This is a genomic window from Sporomusa sphaeroides DSM 2875 (assembly GCF_001941975.2).
In the GTDB taxonomy this organism is placed as follows: Bacteria; Bacillota; Negativicutes; order Sporomusales; family Sporomusaceae; genus Sporomusa; species Sporomusa sphaeroides.
Map to the genome: position 1 here is coordinate 1985985 of NZ_CP146991.1, position 15416 is coordinate 2001400.

22 protein-coding genes are annotated in these 15416 nt (G+C 43.8%); 21 read left to right on the forward strand and 1 reads right to left on the reverse strand.

What is annotated here, in order from left to right:
- The first annotated feature begins 5 nt into the window (after nucleotides 1-5).
- The 6 genes from SPSPH_RS09015 (at nucleotide 6) to SPSPH_RS09040 (ending at nucleotide 5099) form a co-directional block, all read left to right on the forward strand.
- On the forward strand, nucleotides 6-824 hold the full coding sequence (locus tag SPSPH_RS09015; protein WP_075755230.1) for a class I SAM-dependent methyltransferase: 819 nt from the start codon (nucleotides 6-8) through the stop codon (nucleotides 822-824).
- Nucleotides 821-1759 carry a tRNA (adenosine(37)-N6)-dimethylallyltransferase MiaA gene (miaA, locus tag SPSPH_RS09020; protein ID WP_075755232.1) on the forward strand — a complete coding sequence of 313 codons (939 nt, stop codon included), beginning with the start codon at nucleotides 821-823 and terminating at the stop codon, nucleotides 1757-1759. The genes SPSPH_RS09015 and miaA overlap by 4 nt, the downstream gene beginning before the upstream one ends.
- Nucleotides 1760-1799: 40 nt before the next feature.
- Complete coding sequence (gene hfq, locus SPSPH_RS09025; RefSeq protein WP_075755234.1) at nucleotides 1800-2060, forward strand: RNA chaperone Hfq; 261 nt, start codon at nucleotides 1800-1802, stop codon at nucleotides 2058-2060.
- Nucleotides 2061-2277: 217 nt separating this feature from the next.
- Entirely contained in the window at nucleotides 2278-3069 is a 792-nt protein-coding gene (spo0A, locus tag SPSPH_RS09030) for a sporulation transcription factor Spo0A (protein ID WP_075755236.1), read from the forward strand.
- A 280-nt stretch (nucleotides 3070-3349) separates the two neighbouring features.
- Nucleotides 3350-4420: a butyrate kinase gene (buk, locus tag SPSPH_RS09035; RefSeq protein WP_075755238.1), complete on the forward strand. Its 1071-nt coding sequence runs from the start codon at nucleotides 3350-3352 to the stop codon at nucleotides 4418-4420.
- Nucleotides 4421-4436: 16 nt separating this feature from the next.
- The gene (locus SPSPH_RS09040) at nucleotides 4437-5099 is read left to right on the forward strand and encodes a hypothetical protein (protein ID WP_075755240.1); all 663 of its coding nucleotides are present in this window, start codon (nucleotides 4437-4439) and stop codon (nucleotides 5097-5099) included.
- Nucleotides 5100-5142: 43 nt separating this feature from the next.
- Here the strand turns inward: SPSPH_RS09040 and SPSPH_RS09045 are convergent, their stop codons facing one another.
- Complete coding sequence (locus SPSPH_RS09045) at nucleotides 5143-5268, reverse strand: hypothetical protein (RefSeq protein ID WP_255430382.1); 126 nt, start codon at nucleotides 5266-5268, stop codon at nucleotides 5143-5145.
- Between the two features lie 74 nt (nucleotides 5269-5342).
- Between SPSPH_RS09045 and SPSPH_RS09050 the strand changes: the two genes are divergently transcribed.
- The 15 genes from SPSPH_RS09050 (at nucleotide 5343) to SPSPH_RS09120 (ending at nucleotide 15345) form a co-directional block, all read left to right on the forward strand.
- Nucleotides 5343-5882 (forward strand): NUDIX hydrolase, encoded by a 540-nt coding sequence (locus SPSPH_RS09050; RefSeq protein WP_075755242.1) that lies wholly within the window; start codon nucleotides 5343-5345, stop codon nucleotides 5880-5882.
- 3 nt (nucleotides 5883-5885) lie between these two features.
- Complete coding sequence (locus SPSPH_RS09055) at nucleotides 5886-7079, forward strand: endonuclease Q family protein (protein WP_075755244.1); 1194 nt, start codon at nucleotides 5886-5888, stop codon at nucleotides 7077-7079.
- Between the two features lie 141 nt (nucleotides 7080-7220).
- Nucleotides 7221-7856 carry a stage II sporulation protein M gene (gene spoIIM / locus SPSPH_RS09060; RefSeq protein WP_075755246.1) on the forward strand — a complete coding sequence of 212 codons (636 nt, stop codon included), beginning with the start codon at nucleotides 7221-7223 and terminating at the stop codon, nucleotides 7854-7856.
- A gap of 524 nt (nucleotides 7857-8380) precedes the next feature.
- Complete coding sequence (locus SPSPH_RS09065) at nucleotides 8381-9016, forward strand: hypothetical protein (RefSeq protein ID WP_075755248.1); 636 nt, start codon at nucleotides 8381-8383, stop codon at nucleotides 9014-9016.
- A gap of 118 nt (nucleotides 9017-9134) precedes the next feature.
- The gene (locus SPSPH_RS09070) at nucleotides 9135-9323 is read left to right on the forward strand and encodes a helix-turn-helix transcriptional regulator (RefSeq protein ID WP_075755250.1); all 189 of its coding nucleotides are present in this window, start codon (nucleotides 9135-9137) and stop codon (nucleotides 9321-9323) included.
- A gap of 234 nt (nucleotides 9324-9557) precedes the next feature.
- Nucleotides 9558-9830, forward strand: coding sequence for a helix-turn-helix domain-containing protein (locus SPSPH_RS09075; protein ID WP_075755252.1), 273 nt, complete (start codon nucleotides 9558-9560; stop codon nucleotides 9828-9830).
- Nucleotides 9831-9930: 100 nt separating this feature from the next.
- Nucleotides 9931-10668 (forward strand): conserved phage C-terminal domain-containing protein, encoded by a 738-nt coding sequence (locus SPSPH_RS09080; RefSeq protein ID WP_075755254.1) that lies wholly within the window; start codon nucleotides 9931-9933, stop codon nucleotides 10666-10668.
- Nucleotides 10669-10686: 18 nt separating this feature from the next.
- Nucleotides 10687-11994: a replicative DNA helicase gene (locus SPSPH_RS09085; protein ID WP_075755256.1), complete on the forward strand. Its 1308-nt coding sequence runs from the start codon at nucleotides 10687-10689 to the stop codon at nucleotides 11992-11994.
- 30 nt (nucleotides 11995-12024) lie between these two features.
- Nucleotides 12025-12237 carry a hypothetical protein gene (locus SPSPH_RS09090; protein ID WP_075755271.1) on the forward strand — a complete coding sequence of 71 codons (213 nt, stop codon included), beginning with the start codon at nucleotides 12025-12027 and terminating at the stop codon, nucleotides 12235-12237.
- Nucleotides 12230-12409, forward strand: a complete 180-nt coding sequence (locus tag SPSPH_RS09095) for a hypothetical protein (RefSeq protein WP_075755273.1) — start codon at nucleotides 12230-12232, stop codon at nucleotides 12407-12409. The genes SPSPH_RS09090 and SPSPH_RS09095 overlap by 8 nt, the downstream gene beginning before the upstream one ends.
- The gene (locus tag SPSPH_RS09100; RefSeq protein WP_075755275.1) at nucleotides 12402-12662 is read left to right on the forward strand and encodes a hypothetical protein; all 261 of its coding nucleotides are present in this window, start codon (nucleotides 12402-12404) and stop codon (nucleotides 12660-12662) included. Before SPSPH_RS09095 ends, SPSPH_RS09100 begins: the two co-directional genes overlap by 8 nt.
- A gap of 11 nt (nucleotides 12663-12673) precedes the next feature.
- Nucleotides 12674-13294: a hypothetical protein gene (locus SPSPH_RS09105; RefSeq protein WP_075755277.1), complete on the forward strand. Its 621-nt coding sequence runs from the start codon at nucleotides 12674-12676 to the stop codon at nucleotides 13292-13294.
- A 259-nt stretch (nucleotides 13295-13553) separates the two neighbouring features.
- Nucleotides 13554-14000, forward strand: coding sequence for a hypothetical protein (locus SPSPH_RS09110; RefSeq protein ID WP_075755281.1), 447 nt, complete (start codon nucleotides 13554-13556; stop codon nucleotides 13998-14000).
- A 105-nt stretch (nucleotides 14001-14105) separates the two neighbouring features.
- Nucleotides 14106-14351: a hypothetical protein gene (locus SPSPH_RS09115; protein ID WP_075755283.1), complete on the forward strand. Its 246-nt coding sequence runs from the start codon at nucleotides 14106-14108 to the stop codon at nucleotides 14349-14351.
- A gap of 7 nt (nucleotides 14352-14358) precedes the next feature.
- Complete coding sequence (locus SPSPH_RS09120) at nucleotides 14359-15345, forward strand: XkdQ/YqbQ family protein (protein WP_075755285.1); 987 nt, start codon at nucleotides 14359-14361, stop codon at nucleotides 15343-15345.
- The last annotated feature ends 71 nt before the right edge of the window (nucleotides 15346-15416 follow it).

Consider the following 15416-nt stretch of genomic DNA (forward strand, 5'->3'; position numbering starts at 1 on the left):
TTACCATGGATTTGATTGTTACAACCGCTGGGCAGCCTTCAGCCTGTGTTGTACAAACCGCGAAACAGATGGCAGCGGCACTGAATGCTCCTTTTGTAGAACGCAACCGGCAATCTTTGGCGGCAATCAGGGAGCAATATAAAGTGAGTAATATTATTGTCGCTGCTGTTGATGGTCCAATTGTACACACCAGCAATGGTGAATACTTTTTTCACCTAAGTATGGCCGAATTGCGCATAAAAAACTTGTTAAATGGAAAACATGACCATATGGTGGCTGCCATGGGGCTGGCAGCAGGCATGTCAGTGCTTGACTGCACCTTAGGTCTGGCGACAGATGCTATTGTTGCCAGTTTTGTAACCGGTGAAAGCGGCCAGGTTGTTGGACTGGAAAGTTCACCCATAATAGCTTTGATAACCAGACTTGGACTGCAAAATTTTGCGCTTGAACCTCAGCCTGAATATGATATCACCAGCGCTTTACGCCGGATTAAAGTGGAAAACGCCGATTATTTTCAGTATCTCTTAGCAGTACCGGATTGCAGTTTTGATGTTGTATACTTTGACCCCATGTTTCGTCAGCCAATTTATAAGAGCTCTAACTTACAGCCGATTAGAAATTTGGCAGATAACCGTTCTCTTACACCGGAAGCTGTGGAGCAAGCCTGCCGGATAGCCAGGCAAAAAGTTGTGATAAAAGAAGCGGCAGGCAGTGGTGAGTTCTCGCGTCTGGGGATAACGACAATCGTTGGCGGCAAATACAGCAGCATACAATATGGCATTATCGACTGTCACGCAGACAAAGCTGCCGGAGGCCAATTATGACAGAACGCTTGATAGTAATCATTGGCCCCACTGCCGTAGGCAAAACCAAACTAAGTATTGATTTGGCGAAAAAATTCAACACCCAAATTATTTCCGGCGACTCTATGCTGGTGTACAAGGGATTGGATGTTGGTACCGCCAAACCCAGCCTGGCTGAGCGTGATGGTGTGATGCATCATCTTATTGACATCTTAGAGCCGGCTGCAGAATTTAATGTTGTTGATTTTCGCAATTATGCCCAAAAACTTATTACACAAATCAATAACACCGGACATATTCCCATTTTGGCGGGCGGCACCGGCCTGTACGTGCGGGCACTGCTTGAAGGATACCGCTTCAGTCAGGCTCCCGGCGATGAGGTCCTGCGGCAGAAACTGGCCGACCTGGCGGCAGAGCAAGGGAATGAATACCTGCATACTCTTCTAGCAAAAGTTCAGCCAGACACTGCTGCCAGGCTGCATCCTAATGATTTGCGCCGGATAATCAGGGCACTGGAAGTATTCTATGTAAGCGGCGAAACTGTTTCTCAAGACAAAACAGCACCTACGGAGCTTCTTTATAATGCTGCTGTTATTGGACTTACTATGGATAGAGCCAGGTTATACGAAAGGATTAACCGACGGGTTGATATCATGGTTGAGCAAGGTTTGGTAGATGAAGTAGCCAGACTGCTGCAGCAGGGAGTATTGCCTGGCTGTCAAGCTATGCGCGGCATTGGGTATAAAGAGATTATTGAGCATCTGAGCGAAGGGAAAGAATTAGCTACCGCTGTTGAACAGGTAAAACAAGCCACGAGAAACTTTGCCAAACGGCAATTGACCTTTTACCGGCGTATGTCTTATATAACCTGGTTTGATGTGGACAATTTCGGTAATTACAATAATTTACTGGAAGCTATTTACAAGTATGTTGCAGGAAAGTTTTGTATAAGGTAGAATAGAAAAAGAGTAGAACATTGATACGGAGGGGTTTCATTTGACTAACAAAGTCATTAATCTGCAAGACAGTTTTTTAAATCAAGTACGAAAAGAAAGCGTGCCGGTAATTATATATTTGGTTAATGGATTTCAATTGCGTGGAGCCGTAAGAGGTTTTGATAATTTTACCGTAATAATTGAAAACGAAGGTAAACAGCAGTTAGTCTATAAACATGCAATTTCAACAGTGACTCCGTTTCGTCCATTGTCTGCCAATTTGCATGAGAAAAAAGAGGAAGCCGTTAAAACCGATAAATAAATTAGCCGTGTCTTGCAGTACTCCAGGCAGATGCCTGGAGTACTTTTTCACATCAGGCTTGTCATAGAATCCTTGCATCATATATAATTAAGGTAATATTTAGAATTTAATTAAAATAAATTGGTTTTTTCTACCAAACCAGGAAGGAACTGGCGCGATTTTGTCGAATATGTTGTAATATGCATTAATATATTAGAGAATTGCAGGGAGGATGCCAATGGTAACGCTGAGCGAAACAATTAAAGTAGCTATCGCTGACGACAACAAAGAGTTCTCGGAGATTCTCCAGGAATGTCTTAGCCGAGAGTCTGATATTGAGTTAGTTGGTGTAGCTTATAACGGAGAACAAATGCTATCGATTATTGAAGAAAGATCTCCGGATGTTATAGTCTTAGACATCATTATGCCACATTTAGACGGGATCGGTGTTTTGGAGCGCATTAACGCTTCAGCTAACAAACGCCCCAAGATCATTATGCTGACCGCGTTCGGTCAGGAAAGCATTACTCAGCGGGTAGTAGAACTAGGTGCCGATTACTATGTTTTAAAACCTTTCAACATGGACGTGCTTATTAATCGAATCAGGCAATTAGCCGGAACGGCTGTCACTACCCGTCCGGTTACTGCCGCCGCTACTGTACCGGCAGTTAAGACCCGGCCCATAGATGTAGAGGTTACCAATATCATCAGAGAAATTGGTATTCCGGCGCATATTAAGGGCTATCAATATCTTCGCGATGCCATTATGATGATCGTCGCTGAGGTAGAATTGTTAGGAGCTGTCACGAAAGTTCTCTATCCTATGATTGCTGAGAAATACTCTACTACTCCCAGCCGCGTTGAGCGGGCTATCCGCCATGCCATTGAGGTGGCTTGGAACCGGGGCAATATTGACATGATTAATAAATTATTTGGTTATACCATTAAGCTTGACAAAGGTAAACCTACCAATTCGGAATTCATGGCGATGATTGCCGATAAACTCCGCATGGAAATGAGAGCCAGCTAAGCTGTACAAACCCTCTGGACAATTAAGTCAGGAGGGTTTGTTTCGTCTGGCAGGATTTTTGCATCAGGCAATGAATAAATACATAACATTGATCAAACAAACTAGTGCCTTGTCTCACCTAAAATTTGAGATTAGATAGCAAGGATTTTTTCGTCCTGCTAGGCGGAGGAGCCGCGCATATCGGACATATGTAAGGCGACGACAACAACGCAGGGCGGAAAAAGACTGCTATATAACCCAAAGAATTAGGTGAGACAAGGTACTCGGATATGGAGGCAGTATGAATCAATACAAAATCCTGGCAATTAATCCCGGTTCAACCTCAACAAAAATAGCGGTATATACCAATGAACAAATTGATTTTGAGCAAGTTATCCGTCATAGTACTACTGAATTGAAAGCCTTTGCCAAAGTCTGTGATCAATATGACTACCGGTTGAAATTAGTAGAAGCGGCTTTGGCGGACAATAATATTAAAGTAAGCCACTTGTCGGCTGTTGTTGGACGCGGTGGGCCATTAAAACCGCTTGCCAGCGGGACCTATGCCGTTAATGATGCTATGGCTGAAGATTTAATCATAGGAGTACAAACCGAACATGCTTCCAATCTGGGCGGGCTTTTAGCCCGGGGTATAGCCAGCCAGGTACAAATCCCGGCTTTTATTGTTGATCCGGTAAGTGTTGATGAATTTGAACCGTTGGCCCGTATTACCGGTTTACCGGAGATTTCCCGCCGCAGTCTGTTCCACGCCCTTAATATGAAAGCCGTAGCCCATAGAGTTGCCAAGGAAACGGGCAAAGAATACACGGCTCTTACGTTAATCCTGGTTCATCTTGGCGGTGGTATTTCCGTCGGGATACAACGAGGAGGCAGGATGATTGATGTCAGCAACCCGAATGATTTAGGACCGTTTTCACCAGAACGTGCCGGCAGTTTGCCGTCCTATGGCCTTGTCAATATGTGCTTCTCCGGCAAGTATAGTCTTGATGACATAAATAAGAAACTGGTTGGACAAGGTGGCCTGGTAGCGCATCTTGGCACCAATGACGGACGGGAAGTAGAAAGCCGTATTGCTAACGGTGATACTAAAGCGGCGCTTATTTATGAAGCTATGGCTTACCAGGTGGCAAAAGAAATTGGTGCCATGGCCACAGTGGTAAACGGTGCTCTGGATGCCATTGTCCTGACCGGCGGTTTGGCCCATTCGACCATGCTTGTAAAAATGATTACCGACCGAGTGAAATTTATCAATCAGGTCTTGGTATATCCGGGCGAAGATGAGCTTCAGGCATTGGTTGAAGGTGCTTTACGGGTGCTGCGCGGCGAAGAAGCCGCAAAAATATATGAATAACAGGTAAGGAAAAGCGATGACAGATAACCGTATCACAATTTTTGTCGGGGAATTTGGCAGCGGCAAGACGGAATTAGCCGTCAATTATGCGCTGGCGCTGAAAGCTAAGGGAATGGATACAGCTATTGTCGACATTGATTTGGTAAAACCGTATTTCCGCACCAGGGAAAACCGTGAGCTGCTGGAGCGGAACGGCGTAAGGGTAGTTGCGCCTGAGCCGCGGCTGTCACATGCCGACTTGCCGGTATTACCCCACAATATACTCGAAGTGCTGTCCCAGACCAATACCCATGTAGTCATGGATGTTGGCGGTGGCGAGTCGGCCATTGTCTTAGGGCAGCTTAACCGGCATTTTGCTCAATATGCTTACCAGGCTTTGCTGGTTATTAATACCAGACGCCCCTTTACCAGTGATGTTCAGGGCATTATTCACACCCTGCAACGTATCGAACAAGTTTCACGGCTCAAAATCAGCGGTTTGGTCAGTAATACTAATCTTGGCCCGGAAACAACCCTGGAACATGTTTACCAGGGGCTGAGTATTGTTGAACAGGCTGCCCGGCAATTGTCTCTGCCTGTTAATTGGGTAGTGGTTCCCGAATGGCTTGCAGCAACTGCCAACAGCAAAACACCGCTGTTTGTTTTGACACCTCATACGCATTATCCGTGGATGGAGTAAAGGTAAAAACGGGAAAACCGTGGCTTTGCCCACGGTTTTCCGTTTACTGCCTGGTTTTGGTAATGACTTCGTGCAGCGTACTATAGTTTTTGCTTAATCTTTGTAATTCTTTCAGTAAATCTTTAATTTTACCGCTAAAATACAGGCCATTATTGGCAATTACTTTCATTGGGACATTCCCCCTTATGAGGAATATATGATAAGGCTTGGTAACATATACCATAAAAACTTGGAGGTAATTCTATGCCGCATACCGAAATTGATTTATATGAAAAGCCGGTAAGCTCAAATCGTTTATTTGAAGGTAAAATCATTAATTTAAGACAGGATGAGGTTATGCTTCCCAATGGACGTACCGTAACACGGGAAGTAGTGGAACATCCCGGCGCTGTTGCTGTTGTGCCGATAACCAAAACGGGGCAGGTTGTTTTAGTCCGTCAGTTCCGGCATCCTGTCGGCCGGATCATTCTGGAAGTTCCTGCAGGCAAGCTCGACAGAAACGAAAAACCGGAAGACTGCGCTCTGCGGGAGCTGGCTGAAGAAACCGGCTTTGTTGCCAACAAACTGCACAAACTGACATCCATGTACACAACCCCCGGATTTTCCAATGAAGTGATTCACCTGTATCTGGCTGAAGATCTGGTGGAATCCGACCAGCGGCCTGATGAAGATGAATTTATCAAAACCGAACAGTATACTCCTGAACAAATCCGTCAAATGATTAGAAGTGGTGAAATTTGTGATGCCAAAAGTTTGGTGGCACTGTGTCTGGCTGGGATCTAGACCATGCTAAATCAATATTTTGCTGATCTGCACATTCATGTCGGCATGAGTGAAAGCGGCAAATGGGTAAAAATTCCTACTTCCCGCCGGTTAACTGTGCGGGAAATTTTAAGTGAGGCTGCCAACCGCAAAGGTATGGATATTGTCGGTATCGTTGATGCGTTATCACCATTGGTGCTGGCCGATATTAAACAGCTTGTGTCAGAAGGTTTGCTTATGCCGGTTAATAGCGGCGGGTATATCTATAAGGAGCATATGCTGCTGGTGCTTGGCGCGGAAATCGAGACACGGGAGCCCAATGGCGGTTTGGCACATACCCTGGTTTTTGTTCCCGATATTGAGACAATGGCGGCGTTTTCCAACTATATGTGCCGGTTTATCCGCAATATCAATCTTAGTTCGCAGAACGCCCACATGCCATTGAACCAGCTTATTACTATTGCCGGCAATTTTGACGCGCTCATTGTGCCGGCCCACGTTTTTACGCCACATAAAAGTTTGTATGGCGTGTGCTGTGATAAGTTGTCTCACATTCTCGGCGATAAAGAACTGAATCAACTGGCGGCAATTGAGCTGGGGCTCAGCTCTGACAGCGATATGGCAGATAGAATTGGTGAATTGAGTGAGTATACCTTCATTACTAACTCAGATGCCCATTCATTAGATAAAATTGCCCGGGAGTATAACATCTTTGGCATGGAAGCCTTGTCTTTTGCTGAAATAGCCAAAACCTTAGCCCGCAGCGGTGGCCGGCAGGTAACAGCCAACTATGGCCTTGATCCCAGACTGGGGAAATACCATCACACCTTTTGTTCCAACTGCGCTTTTACTGATACTTACGGCTTGACAGGCAACTGCTGTCCGCAATGCGGCGGCAGCAGCCTGGTAAAGGGTGTGTTTGACCGGATCAACGAAATAGCTGATTATCCTGAACCCCGCCATCCCGCTTACCGTCCCCGCTATTGTTATCAAATTCCTTTGGAATTTATTCCTGGCCTGGGGAAGAAAAATATGGCTAACTTGCTGGAAGCCTTTGATACAGAGATGAATATTCTGCATTACGTCACCTATGATGCTTTGGCCCAAGTGGCGGGCAGTAAAATCGCCGATTTTATTATCTGCGCCCGTACAGGAGCGGCGGCCATCACTGCCGGTGGCGGCGGAATCTATGGGCGGATGGTTAAGACCGATGGTTAAAATGTAGTGGACAAAAAGGTCTAAACAGTTTTAGCAGAACATATATTGTAGCAGTACTAGCAGCCCACCAAGCCCAAATCCGCAGTGTTCTTTCATCCTACGGTTTTAGACTTGGCAGGCTGCTGGCAGGGAGGTACATGCATGCTAAAACTGCTTCGCAAGAATGCTGTCGAGTATATCCGTGCGAATATTGTCGCCTATTTTTTCATGATTCTCATATTTATTATTGGCATAGTTATTGGTGCAATGGCAGTAAAGACACTGCCTGATGAACAAAAAACTGAACTCATCGGTTATTTGCAGGTATTTTTTCAGGGCTTAACCGGGCAGCAGGAAGGAATAAGTGACACCCATTCCTTATTAACCAGTGTAATGTTTAATAATATCAAAATGATTGGCATCATGTGGCTGCTGGGTTTTACTATTGTCGGGATACCTTTTGTGCTGTTTTTGGTTTGCTTGCGAGGGTTCGTCATTGGTTTTACGGTTGGTTTTTTAGTCAATGAATATATAATGAAAGGTTTGCTGTTTGCTCTTGTTTCCGTTTTACCGCATAATTTTCTGGCTGTACCTGCCATTTTGGCCACCGGTGTGGCGGCGACAAGTTTTTCCCTGATGTTAGTGCGACGCAAGAATAAAGAGAATTTATTTTATAACTCGATTTCTTACTCGGTATTTTGCTTAATCATGCTGGTGCTCATGTTGGGTGCAACCTTGATAGAAGTATACATTTCACCGGTATTTATGAAAACCGCGGCACAAATCATTATTAATTAGCAAAGGCTGCATAGTAGTAGGCTATGCAGCCTTTGTCAATTTATTTATATGTCAACACAAGACCCGGCGCGGGTGGCTGTCATACGACGGGCGCTTAACCTCTGCTTATGTATAACAGCCACCCGCGCTTCAGGAATATTGTCAGATGAAAGGACTGTGCCTGCGGTTTCTTTTACCCTGACAGGCAATATACCTTTTTCAAAAACAGGAATAAGGATGCTATTTGAATTTTTAAAATAAGAATAAACCTACTATGTGATGAATAAGTATGATATTAAGTTAAGTTTTCCTGCCTATAATCCTGTAGAACGTTGATTTTACTGGGCATATAGGCTTTTTCTTTTTGCTCTGGGCGGGGTGGTATTACAATAAATATTACAACGGGGCTGATTTAGGGGTGTTTTTGGTGCTTATAAATAGGGGTAAATATAAAAAAATAGAAAGGGTATTGATTTTGGAATGCAAATAGGATAATATAAAAATAAATTAACCACTTAGATGGTCAGTTTAAAGGTGGGATACTAATGAGTCCTGATGAATTAATTTACAGACTTCAAAAAATAGAGGTTACTTTGTCCAGAACAACCCTAAATCGATATGAGCGTGATGGGTTAATAGCTACACCTAAACGTGGAGGATATGGAAGAGGGGGAGGGCGCTGGACGGAATATCCTACGGGAACAATAATTGAGGTCGCTACTGCATGGGCTATGCTGGGAGGAAATACATTTGCTTCGCCTGATGGGCAAAAACTTAGGTTTTCGCCTAACATCGTTGGTTTTGCTAGAAGAGAAGCTATTCAGGAGATTAGCGACTTTATCCCACCAGCAAGCTTTTTGTTCGGACTTTTACCCAGTGATATCATGGATACTAAAACTGAAAGAATCGCCAGAGAAAAAGAACTTTTCGAAAAATATGAAGAGTATAAAAAGAGCCAAGAATATCAAGATTCTTTATTGAATGCTGGCGATGAAAGTGAGAAGTTAGTAAGGTATGAATATAGTCTAAGAGGTATTACCATTCCAGATTATTTACCTGCTACGCTATTAAACTGTAATTATGGTAAAATAACTTCCGCTTTTCAAAAGTTGGCAGTGGCTATTTATTTGGATACATATTTGACATTTTTTATGCGGTTAGATAAGTGCAAAGCTTTATAGTTTTGTATAGAATAAAGATGTACTAATCATGGTAAGTGTAAGTTCAAGGTGTTGATAACAGATAGACCGTGTGATACGCTAAATAATAGATAAAAAAATATGGACAGAGGAGGATAGCATGTTGAAACAAAAACTCTATGAATTACCGGAGATGCTTAAAATTATTCCTATGAGCCGCGCGGGAATTTATTCGGCTGCTAAGAAAGGGGATATTCCTACTGTGAAGGTAGGACGCCGTATATTTGTTCCTGGCTGGTTTGTTGCTGAGATTCTCGATAAACCAGTTGATAATGGTAAGGGAGCTTAGAACATGAAGAAACCAGATAAAAAACAGCCAACCTGCATACCAAAGTCTGAGCGGGAAACCATTATTAGGATATTGCCAAACGGCAAACCTAAACGATGCCGAGTAAGGAAAACAGCATAGCAGCCGGATTGTGTGCGTGATATTAAAGCCTGCCGGAATAGTTGATAAAAGGTTAATGCCTTTGTTGCTATTCTTGCAGGCTTTTAATTTTTAGAAAAGAGAGGGGATTTACTTATGAAAACTACACAAAAATTATTTACCTTGGATGCTGAGAAAGGAACCATAATTGAGCTTTCGATAGAGCAAGTAAAAGAAATTGTTGCCCGAAATGAGAAGCAGGATATAACAAAAAAAGCATATAGCCCAGAAGAAGCCAGAAAGATTATTGGTCTTGGACGTAATACCTTCATGGAGCTTTTACACAGCGGCAAAATTAAGGGAATTAAAGCCGGTGCTAAATGGCTTGTTCCGAATTGGGCTATTGACGAATTTTTGCAAGCCAAATAAAGAAAATCCCGCCCGGGCGAGGGCGAGACATGGCGGTGATTTGATGATTTACCCAAATTATAGCAGTAATTTAGCATGGCAGCAATGGCGGTGTTAGGAAATGGCAGCTGGTGGGTATGTAAAACTAACAAGATGCTTAATACAAAAACCAATCTTTCAAAATGAAAAGCTATTAAAGGTTTGGATATGGTGCTTGCTCAAAGCAAGCCACAAGGAACATGAGCAATTAATAGGACTTCAAAAAATCAATCTTCAGCCAGGTCAATTTATCACGGGACGCTATGCCGGAGCCAAAGAATTAAAGATGAACCCATCAACATTTTGGAAATATTTGCTTTGGTTAAACAACAATCAAAGTTTGGACATCCAGAGTAACAACAAATTTAGTCTTGTAACCCTTATAAACTGGGAGTTATACCAGATTGAGCCTCCAAAAAGTGACAGCAAAAATGACAGCAAAATGACAACAAAAGAACAACAAAATAACACAAACAAGAATGTAAAGAATGGTAAGAATGAAAATAATAATATATATAGTGTTGAAACGATTCCTTTTAGGGAAATTATCGACTACCTTAATCAAAGTTGTGGGACAAGTTACCGAGTAACAGAGAAGCACAAAACTAGCATAAGGACACGCTGGCAAGAAAAGTATACTTTTGATGATTTTAAAAAGGTTATTGAAAAAAAGGCCAAAGAGTGGCTGGGGACAGATAGTGCAAAATACTTGCGCCCTGAAACTTTGTTTGGAACAAAATTCGATAGTTATCTTAATCAGCTTGAAACAGAACCCAAAGTCGAAATAAAGCCAGTAAGTAAAACAAACTGGCTCACATAACGGGAAGGAGGACAAGCCTTGTTAATATTTGACCCTGAAAACGAACGATACATATTAGGTGCTTGTACAGAAGGACCCGAATACCTAGGGGAAGCGTTAGCCGAGTTAACGGCAGCAGACTTTTACCAACGAGAGAATAACATCATTTTTGAAGCTATGGCAAAGATGTACCAGGACGGCCGGGAAGTGACGGCACAGACATTTTACATAGAGCATAGCGACATGATAAAGCGGCTAGGTGTTAGTTGGACAACGCTAACTGATGTTTTTACCAATCCGACAGCCTTTAAGGTGGCAATTGCCAAACTGAAAGAGACTACCAAGGCAAGGAATTTAATGACTTTGTCTGACACCATACGCCAGGATATAGAGAACGGCACTAGCGTTGATGAAGTTAAGGCCAGAATAGAAATAGCGCTTTCAAAATGTGAGAATGCAGCCGGTCGGCATTATATATCGCCAAAAGATATGTCAAGGATATGCCTAGATGTAGTTGCAGAACGGATGGAGCCGGAGGGACGCGCTAAGAAGTGTATTTATACCTGTTTTGGCGCCTTGAATAAAGCAACAGGAGGTATTGAATCAGGAGACTTAATTATACTATCTGGCAGCACCGGGGGCGGGAAATCCGCGTTTGCGGCTAATCTAGCGCGTGATGTTTGTGTAACTCAGAAGTTGCCGGGTCTTTATATCAATTCGGAGATGTCGGCAGATCAGATGGCTCTCAGGTGGTCGGCTATATTGGCTGAATTATCCCATACGGCATTGAGGGCAGGAAAACTGTCAGACTGTGATTTTAATAAATTGCCGCTAAAATTAGATGCCTTTGACACTGGTGGGCTGCACACTTTGACTATCCCGGACTTGCGAATTAATACAGTATTATCGGAAATACGCCGCTTTAAGGCAAAAGAGAACATCAGGCTGGCAATCGTTGACTACATAGGCCGTATGGACTTTCTGGACTCAAAGGCTGATGATTGGCAGTTACTAACCGGAGCAGCTAGACGCTTAAAAACCATAGCGCAAGAGCAGCAGCTGGCAATTATCATGCTGGCACAATTAAGCGCATCGGGTAAACTGGCACAGGCTAGTTACATGAGCCATGAAGCAGACTTATGGCTTAACCTCAGGAAGCCAAACGAGGAAGAGACTAAGACATTTTTGGGGAGCAAGGACCCCTGGAATATAGTTTTAGAGATTGTCAAAGGCCGTAATACTCGAACAGGAGCCATGCCTTTGTATTTCTTTGGTGACAGGCTGACATTCACCGATGATAAGGCCAAGGCCTTGTACTATGCAAAATTTGTACAGGCGGCGGGGTAGGGCTGTAACTTCAGAAAGGGGGCGGGATGGTTGCCTGATAAATCAAAGATTATTGACTTTAGGCAAGCTAAAAGCAAGCGTGAGCAATCGAACGAAACTGTAGCGGTTTGTATGGTTGAGCAATGTCGCTGGAATGATGGAAACGGCGGCTGCCGGCACGATGCGGAACATTTTTTAATTGAATTTTACCAGGGAATAGCCCAATGCACATTCTTTGAAAAGCAGGGTGGTAGCTTTGGATAGTTTTGTGATTATCCGGTTAGCGCGGCAGATTGTAGCTTTGACAGAAAGCGAAGTCCTACAAATGCTGAAGGCTAATCCCTTAATATGGCTTGAGGGTATTAAACGCGGCAAAGGTATTAACCGTTATGAAAAGGCACAGGCACGAAAACCAAAGGGGGCAGTGCATGAATAAGCAGGTAATCTGCCCGTTGTGTGGCAGCATGACAATAGTCAAACCAAATGACTTTTATATTTGCCCTGACTGCGACTGCGAAATATGGCCAAGCAGTGATACCGGGAAACAGCTTCAAGAAACCTTTGACGAACAAATTCGGACTGGCTATTATGGCAATCCCAAAGGTAAGGGCGGCAGCAAGAGCAGGAGCCGAAAAAAGACAACAGTCAAGCCTGCGCGATTTTACAACAGTCTTTTAGATGTGGAGTAAGGGGGCGAATCATGTTTACTGTTTTGCAAGGTCGCAAGAAAGCGAAGCCGGACTATGCCGGGCTACATATTAGGGCACTTATGCGCCTATTAGAAGAAAACAAGCAAGGCGAAGTCTATATATCCAGCGTAATCTATCATGGCGTTAAATATCTTATTCACTCAGATATTACGGGGTTAGATTATAGCGGACTTATGAAAAGGCTTGAATTTACTGAGCAAATAAAGGCGATAATGCAGACGCTGACACCACGGGAATTAATGCAGGTTTTCCCGCCCAAAAAGGACTATGACGGCGGCAAGCGGCAGTGCAAAGATTATTACTTTACCATGCAAGCAATGCGGGAGCATGGGTTAAATAAGCCTATAGGCCGTGAAATTGGTAGTATTCTTTGGGACTACATGAATAATGACCTAATGAATTTCGTTTGCGGTGAATTAAGCCTGATAAGCGCCATGCGGCGGCTGGAAGGTAAGCCGGGGCTTATGGAAAAGTTTGCAGAAGATAATGGGCTGACGGTTTACAGGAAATATGTAGACATCACCGGCAAGGAGTTTATGCAGAATGGTACTACTGGCGAAGTCCATAGAGTGCATAAAAAAAGGCCGCGATATATGCGGGTAGTGGAATAGGGGTGATGTGATGCTTACAAGCGGCGTTATTCTTTGTTTGCAATGTAAAAGCAGCCATGTGGATATTCTTCACTGGACAGGGCAGGGCGCAGTTACACAGTGTGCTAATTGTGGCTGTCAGGGCTTTATAGCATGTTTGAGTATTGGCCGGGTTGAATTGCATAATGAGCAGATTAATAAAGCACAACGTGACATGGCATTGCCTACTTGTGGGCGGGTTGGGTAGATCCCGCCCACTAAGGCCAAGGAGTGAAAGCTAATGCATACCAAGCAAGCTGAATACCTGTTACTGAATTACCCTTCTTTGTCGGCACAACTCCATAATGAGCAGCAGAACATTTTGCAAAGATATCGGCAGACGGCTTTTGCCTGTGGTATAGGACATAGTTACAGCTATTCTGATTCGACAGGGAGCAAGGCCGTTAAGCTGGTAATGCTTGAAGAAGAGTACAGGAGCACTATTCTTATTAGCCGGTGGATTGATACTGAATTAAGGCCGCGAGATAGGCCGTTATTAATAAACAGGTGGCGGCGGCTTGATTGGATGGCAATATCGCGGCGGTCGGGGGTGGATGCCTGGACATGCATAACAGCGTGGAATTTGATGATAATGCAATTAACCGAATACCTGAAAGCCTATGCTGGACATGCCAGCGGTGCGGCTGGCGTTGTCTCTGTAAGTGGCCGGATAGCCGCCAAGGTGTAACAACCCGCCCGCTGGTTATGAATGGTGAAACTCTTGAAATAGTGGTGAAGTGTGACCGGTACTGGCCGGAAGATTATAACCCGGATACCGAGAGGGGATAGCAAAATGACAAAAGAGCAGCAGGAGCTCGTTAATAGGGCTATTGCTCTACTGGAACAGGCCAGAAACATTGAAGAAGTACATAGCTGGTTGAAGAATCGCGCCATGGGTGTAGCTACTAGAATTGAGGGTGTGGACGTTGAAACCGTACAGGCCGCTATTGATGCCTTTAACGATAGGGAGCAGGCCGCTTGTACAAGGGAGTTTGTTGGGGTACTTGATGAATTGACCAAAGCAATAATTAGGGGGTAATTGGATAATGAATGATGTGCAAATTTTGATTAATAACGGTGGCAAGCTATATGAACCCATTGTGGAAGAGGGAATCTCCTGGGAGACCACCCGTAAAGGTGCACCTGGCAAACTAACGTTTAATGTGTTAGTGGATAATACTATTGACTTTACCGAGGGAAACGCTGTCAGGATGGCCGTAGATGGAACAGATGTTTTCTATGGTTATGTGTTTACTAAGAAACGCGATAAGGACGGCATTATCCAGGTTACCGCCTATGACCAGTTAAGATACCTTAAGAATAAGCATACCATGCACTATGAACGGCTGACTGCCTCTGAACTTATCAAAAAGGTAGCTGCCATTCATCTACTGAAGGTTGGAGAAATCGAAGACACTGAATATGTCATTGAAAAGAGGGTTGAGGACAATCAGACACTCTTTGATATTATTCAGGAGGCTATTGGGATAACGCTAGAAAACAAGAAAAAGCTTTATGTTCTTTATGATGATTTTGGTAAATTGACCTTGAAAAACATTGAGAGCATGAAACTTGATTTACTGATTGACGCGGAAACCGGCGAGAACTTTGATTATGTATCTAGTATTGATCATAGGACTTTTAACCGGGTTAAGCTCTACCGGGAAAATAAGGACACCGGTAAGCATGAGGTTTTTACTGCTCCTCAAGATCCGGAAGAGTTCACCGCATCGGAAAGTATTAAGAAATGGGGTGTACTCCAATACTGCGAAAAGATTGATGAAGGAGTAACCAATCCTCAGGCTATGGCAGACGCATTACTGGAAATGTATAATCGGAAAACACGAAGCCTGAGCATTAATAATGCTTTTGGTGATATCAGGGTAAGGGCCGGGTCGCATATCGCTGTACAGCTTGCATTAGGCGATATCACAGTAAATAAACATATGCTAGTCGAAGGGGCAAAGCATGTGTTTACTAATAGGCAGCACACGATGAACCTTAGTTTGCGGAGCAGTGAGTTTAACGCTTAGAGCGGAGGTTAAGCAGAAGAGCCTATATGCGACAGACAGAGAGAACAGGCGGCCAGTGAGATGATGCCGCC

What these genes read in the sequence shown, in the direction of transcription:
- SPSPH_RS09055 (WP_075755244.1), top strand. Translation starts at nt 5,886, where the DNA reads ATGCTAAATCAATATTTTGCTGATCTGCACATTCATGTCGGCATGAGT.
- SPSPH_RS09015 (WP_075755230.1), top strand. Translation starts at nt 6, where the DNA reads ATGGATTTGATTGTTACAACCGCTGGGCAGCCTTCAGCCTGTGTTGTA.
- SPSPH_RS09105 (WP_075755277.1), top strand. Translation starts at nt 12,674, where the DNA reads ATGTTTACTGTTTTGCAAGGTCGCAAGAAAGCGAAGCCGGACTATGCC.
- SPSPH_RS09070 (WP_075755250.1), top strand. Translation starts at nt 9,135, where the DNA reads ATGTTGAAACAAAAACTCTATGAATTACCGGAGATGCTTAAAATTATT.
- SPSPH_RS09075 (WP_075755252.1), top strand. Translation starts at nt 9,558, where the DNA reads ATGAAAACTACACAAAAATTATTTACCTTGGATGCTGAGAAAGGAACC.
- miaA (WP_075755232.1), top strand. Translation starts at nt 821, where the DNA reads ATGACAGAACGCTTGATAGTAATCATTGGCCCCACTGCCGTAGGCAAA.
- spo0A (WP_075755236.1), top strand. Translation starts at nt 2,278, where the DNA reads ATGGTAACGCTGAGCGAAACAATTAAAGTAGCTATCGCTGACGACAAC.
- SPSPH_RS09045 (WP_255430382.1), bottom strand. Translation starts at nt 5,268, where the DNA reads ATGAAAGTAATTGCCAATAATGGCCTGTATTTTAGCGGTAAAATTAAA.
- buk (WP_075755238.1), top strand. Translation starts at nt 3,350, where the DNA reads ATGAATCAATACAAAATCCTGGCAATTAATCCCGGTTCAACCTCAACA.
- SPSPH_RS09120 (WP_075755285.1), top strand. Translation starts at nt 14,359, where the DNA reads ATGAATGATGTGCAAATTTTGATTAATAACGGTGGCAAGCTATATGAA.
- spoIIM (WP_075755246.1), top strand. Translation starts at nt 7,221, where the DNA reads ATGCTAAAACTGCTTCGCAAGAATGCTGTCGAGTATATCCGTGCGAAT.
- SPSPH_RS09050 (WP_075755242.1), top strand. Translation starts at nt 5,343, where the DNA reads ATGCCGCATACCGAAATTGATTTATATGAAAAGCCGGTAAGCTCAAAT.
- SPSPH_RS09040 (WP_075755240.1), top strand. Translation starts at nt 4,437, where the DNA reads ATGACAGATAACCGTATCACAATTTTTGTCGGGGAATTTGGCAGCGGC.
- SPSPH_RS09100 (WP_075755275.1), top strand. Translation starts at nt 12,402, where the DNA reads ATGAATAAGCAGGTAATCTGCCCGTTGTGTGGCAGCATGACAATAGTC.
- SPSPH_RS09065 (WP_075755248.1), top strand. Translation starts at nt 8,381, where the DNA reads ATGAGTCCTGATGAATTAATTTACAGACTTCAAAAAATAGAGGTTACT.
- SPSPH_RS09080 (WP_075755254.1), top strand. Translation starts at nt 9,931, where the DNA reads ATGGCAGCTGGTGGGTATGTAAAACTAACAAGATGCTTAATACAAAAA.
- SPSPH_RS09110 (WP_075755281.1), top strand. Translation starts at nt 13,554, where the DNA reads ATGCATACCAAGCAAGCTGAATACCTGTTACTGAATTACCCTTCTTTG.
- SPSPH_RS09115 (WP_075755283.1), top strand. Translation starts at nt 14,106, where the DNA reads ATGACAAAAGAGCAGCAGGAGCTCGTTAATAGGGCTATTGCTCTACTG.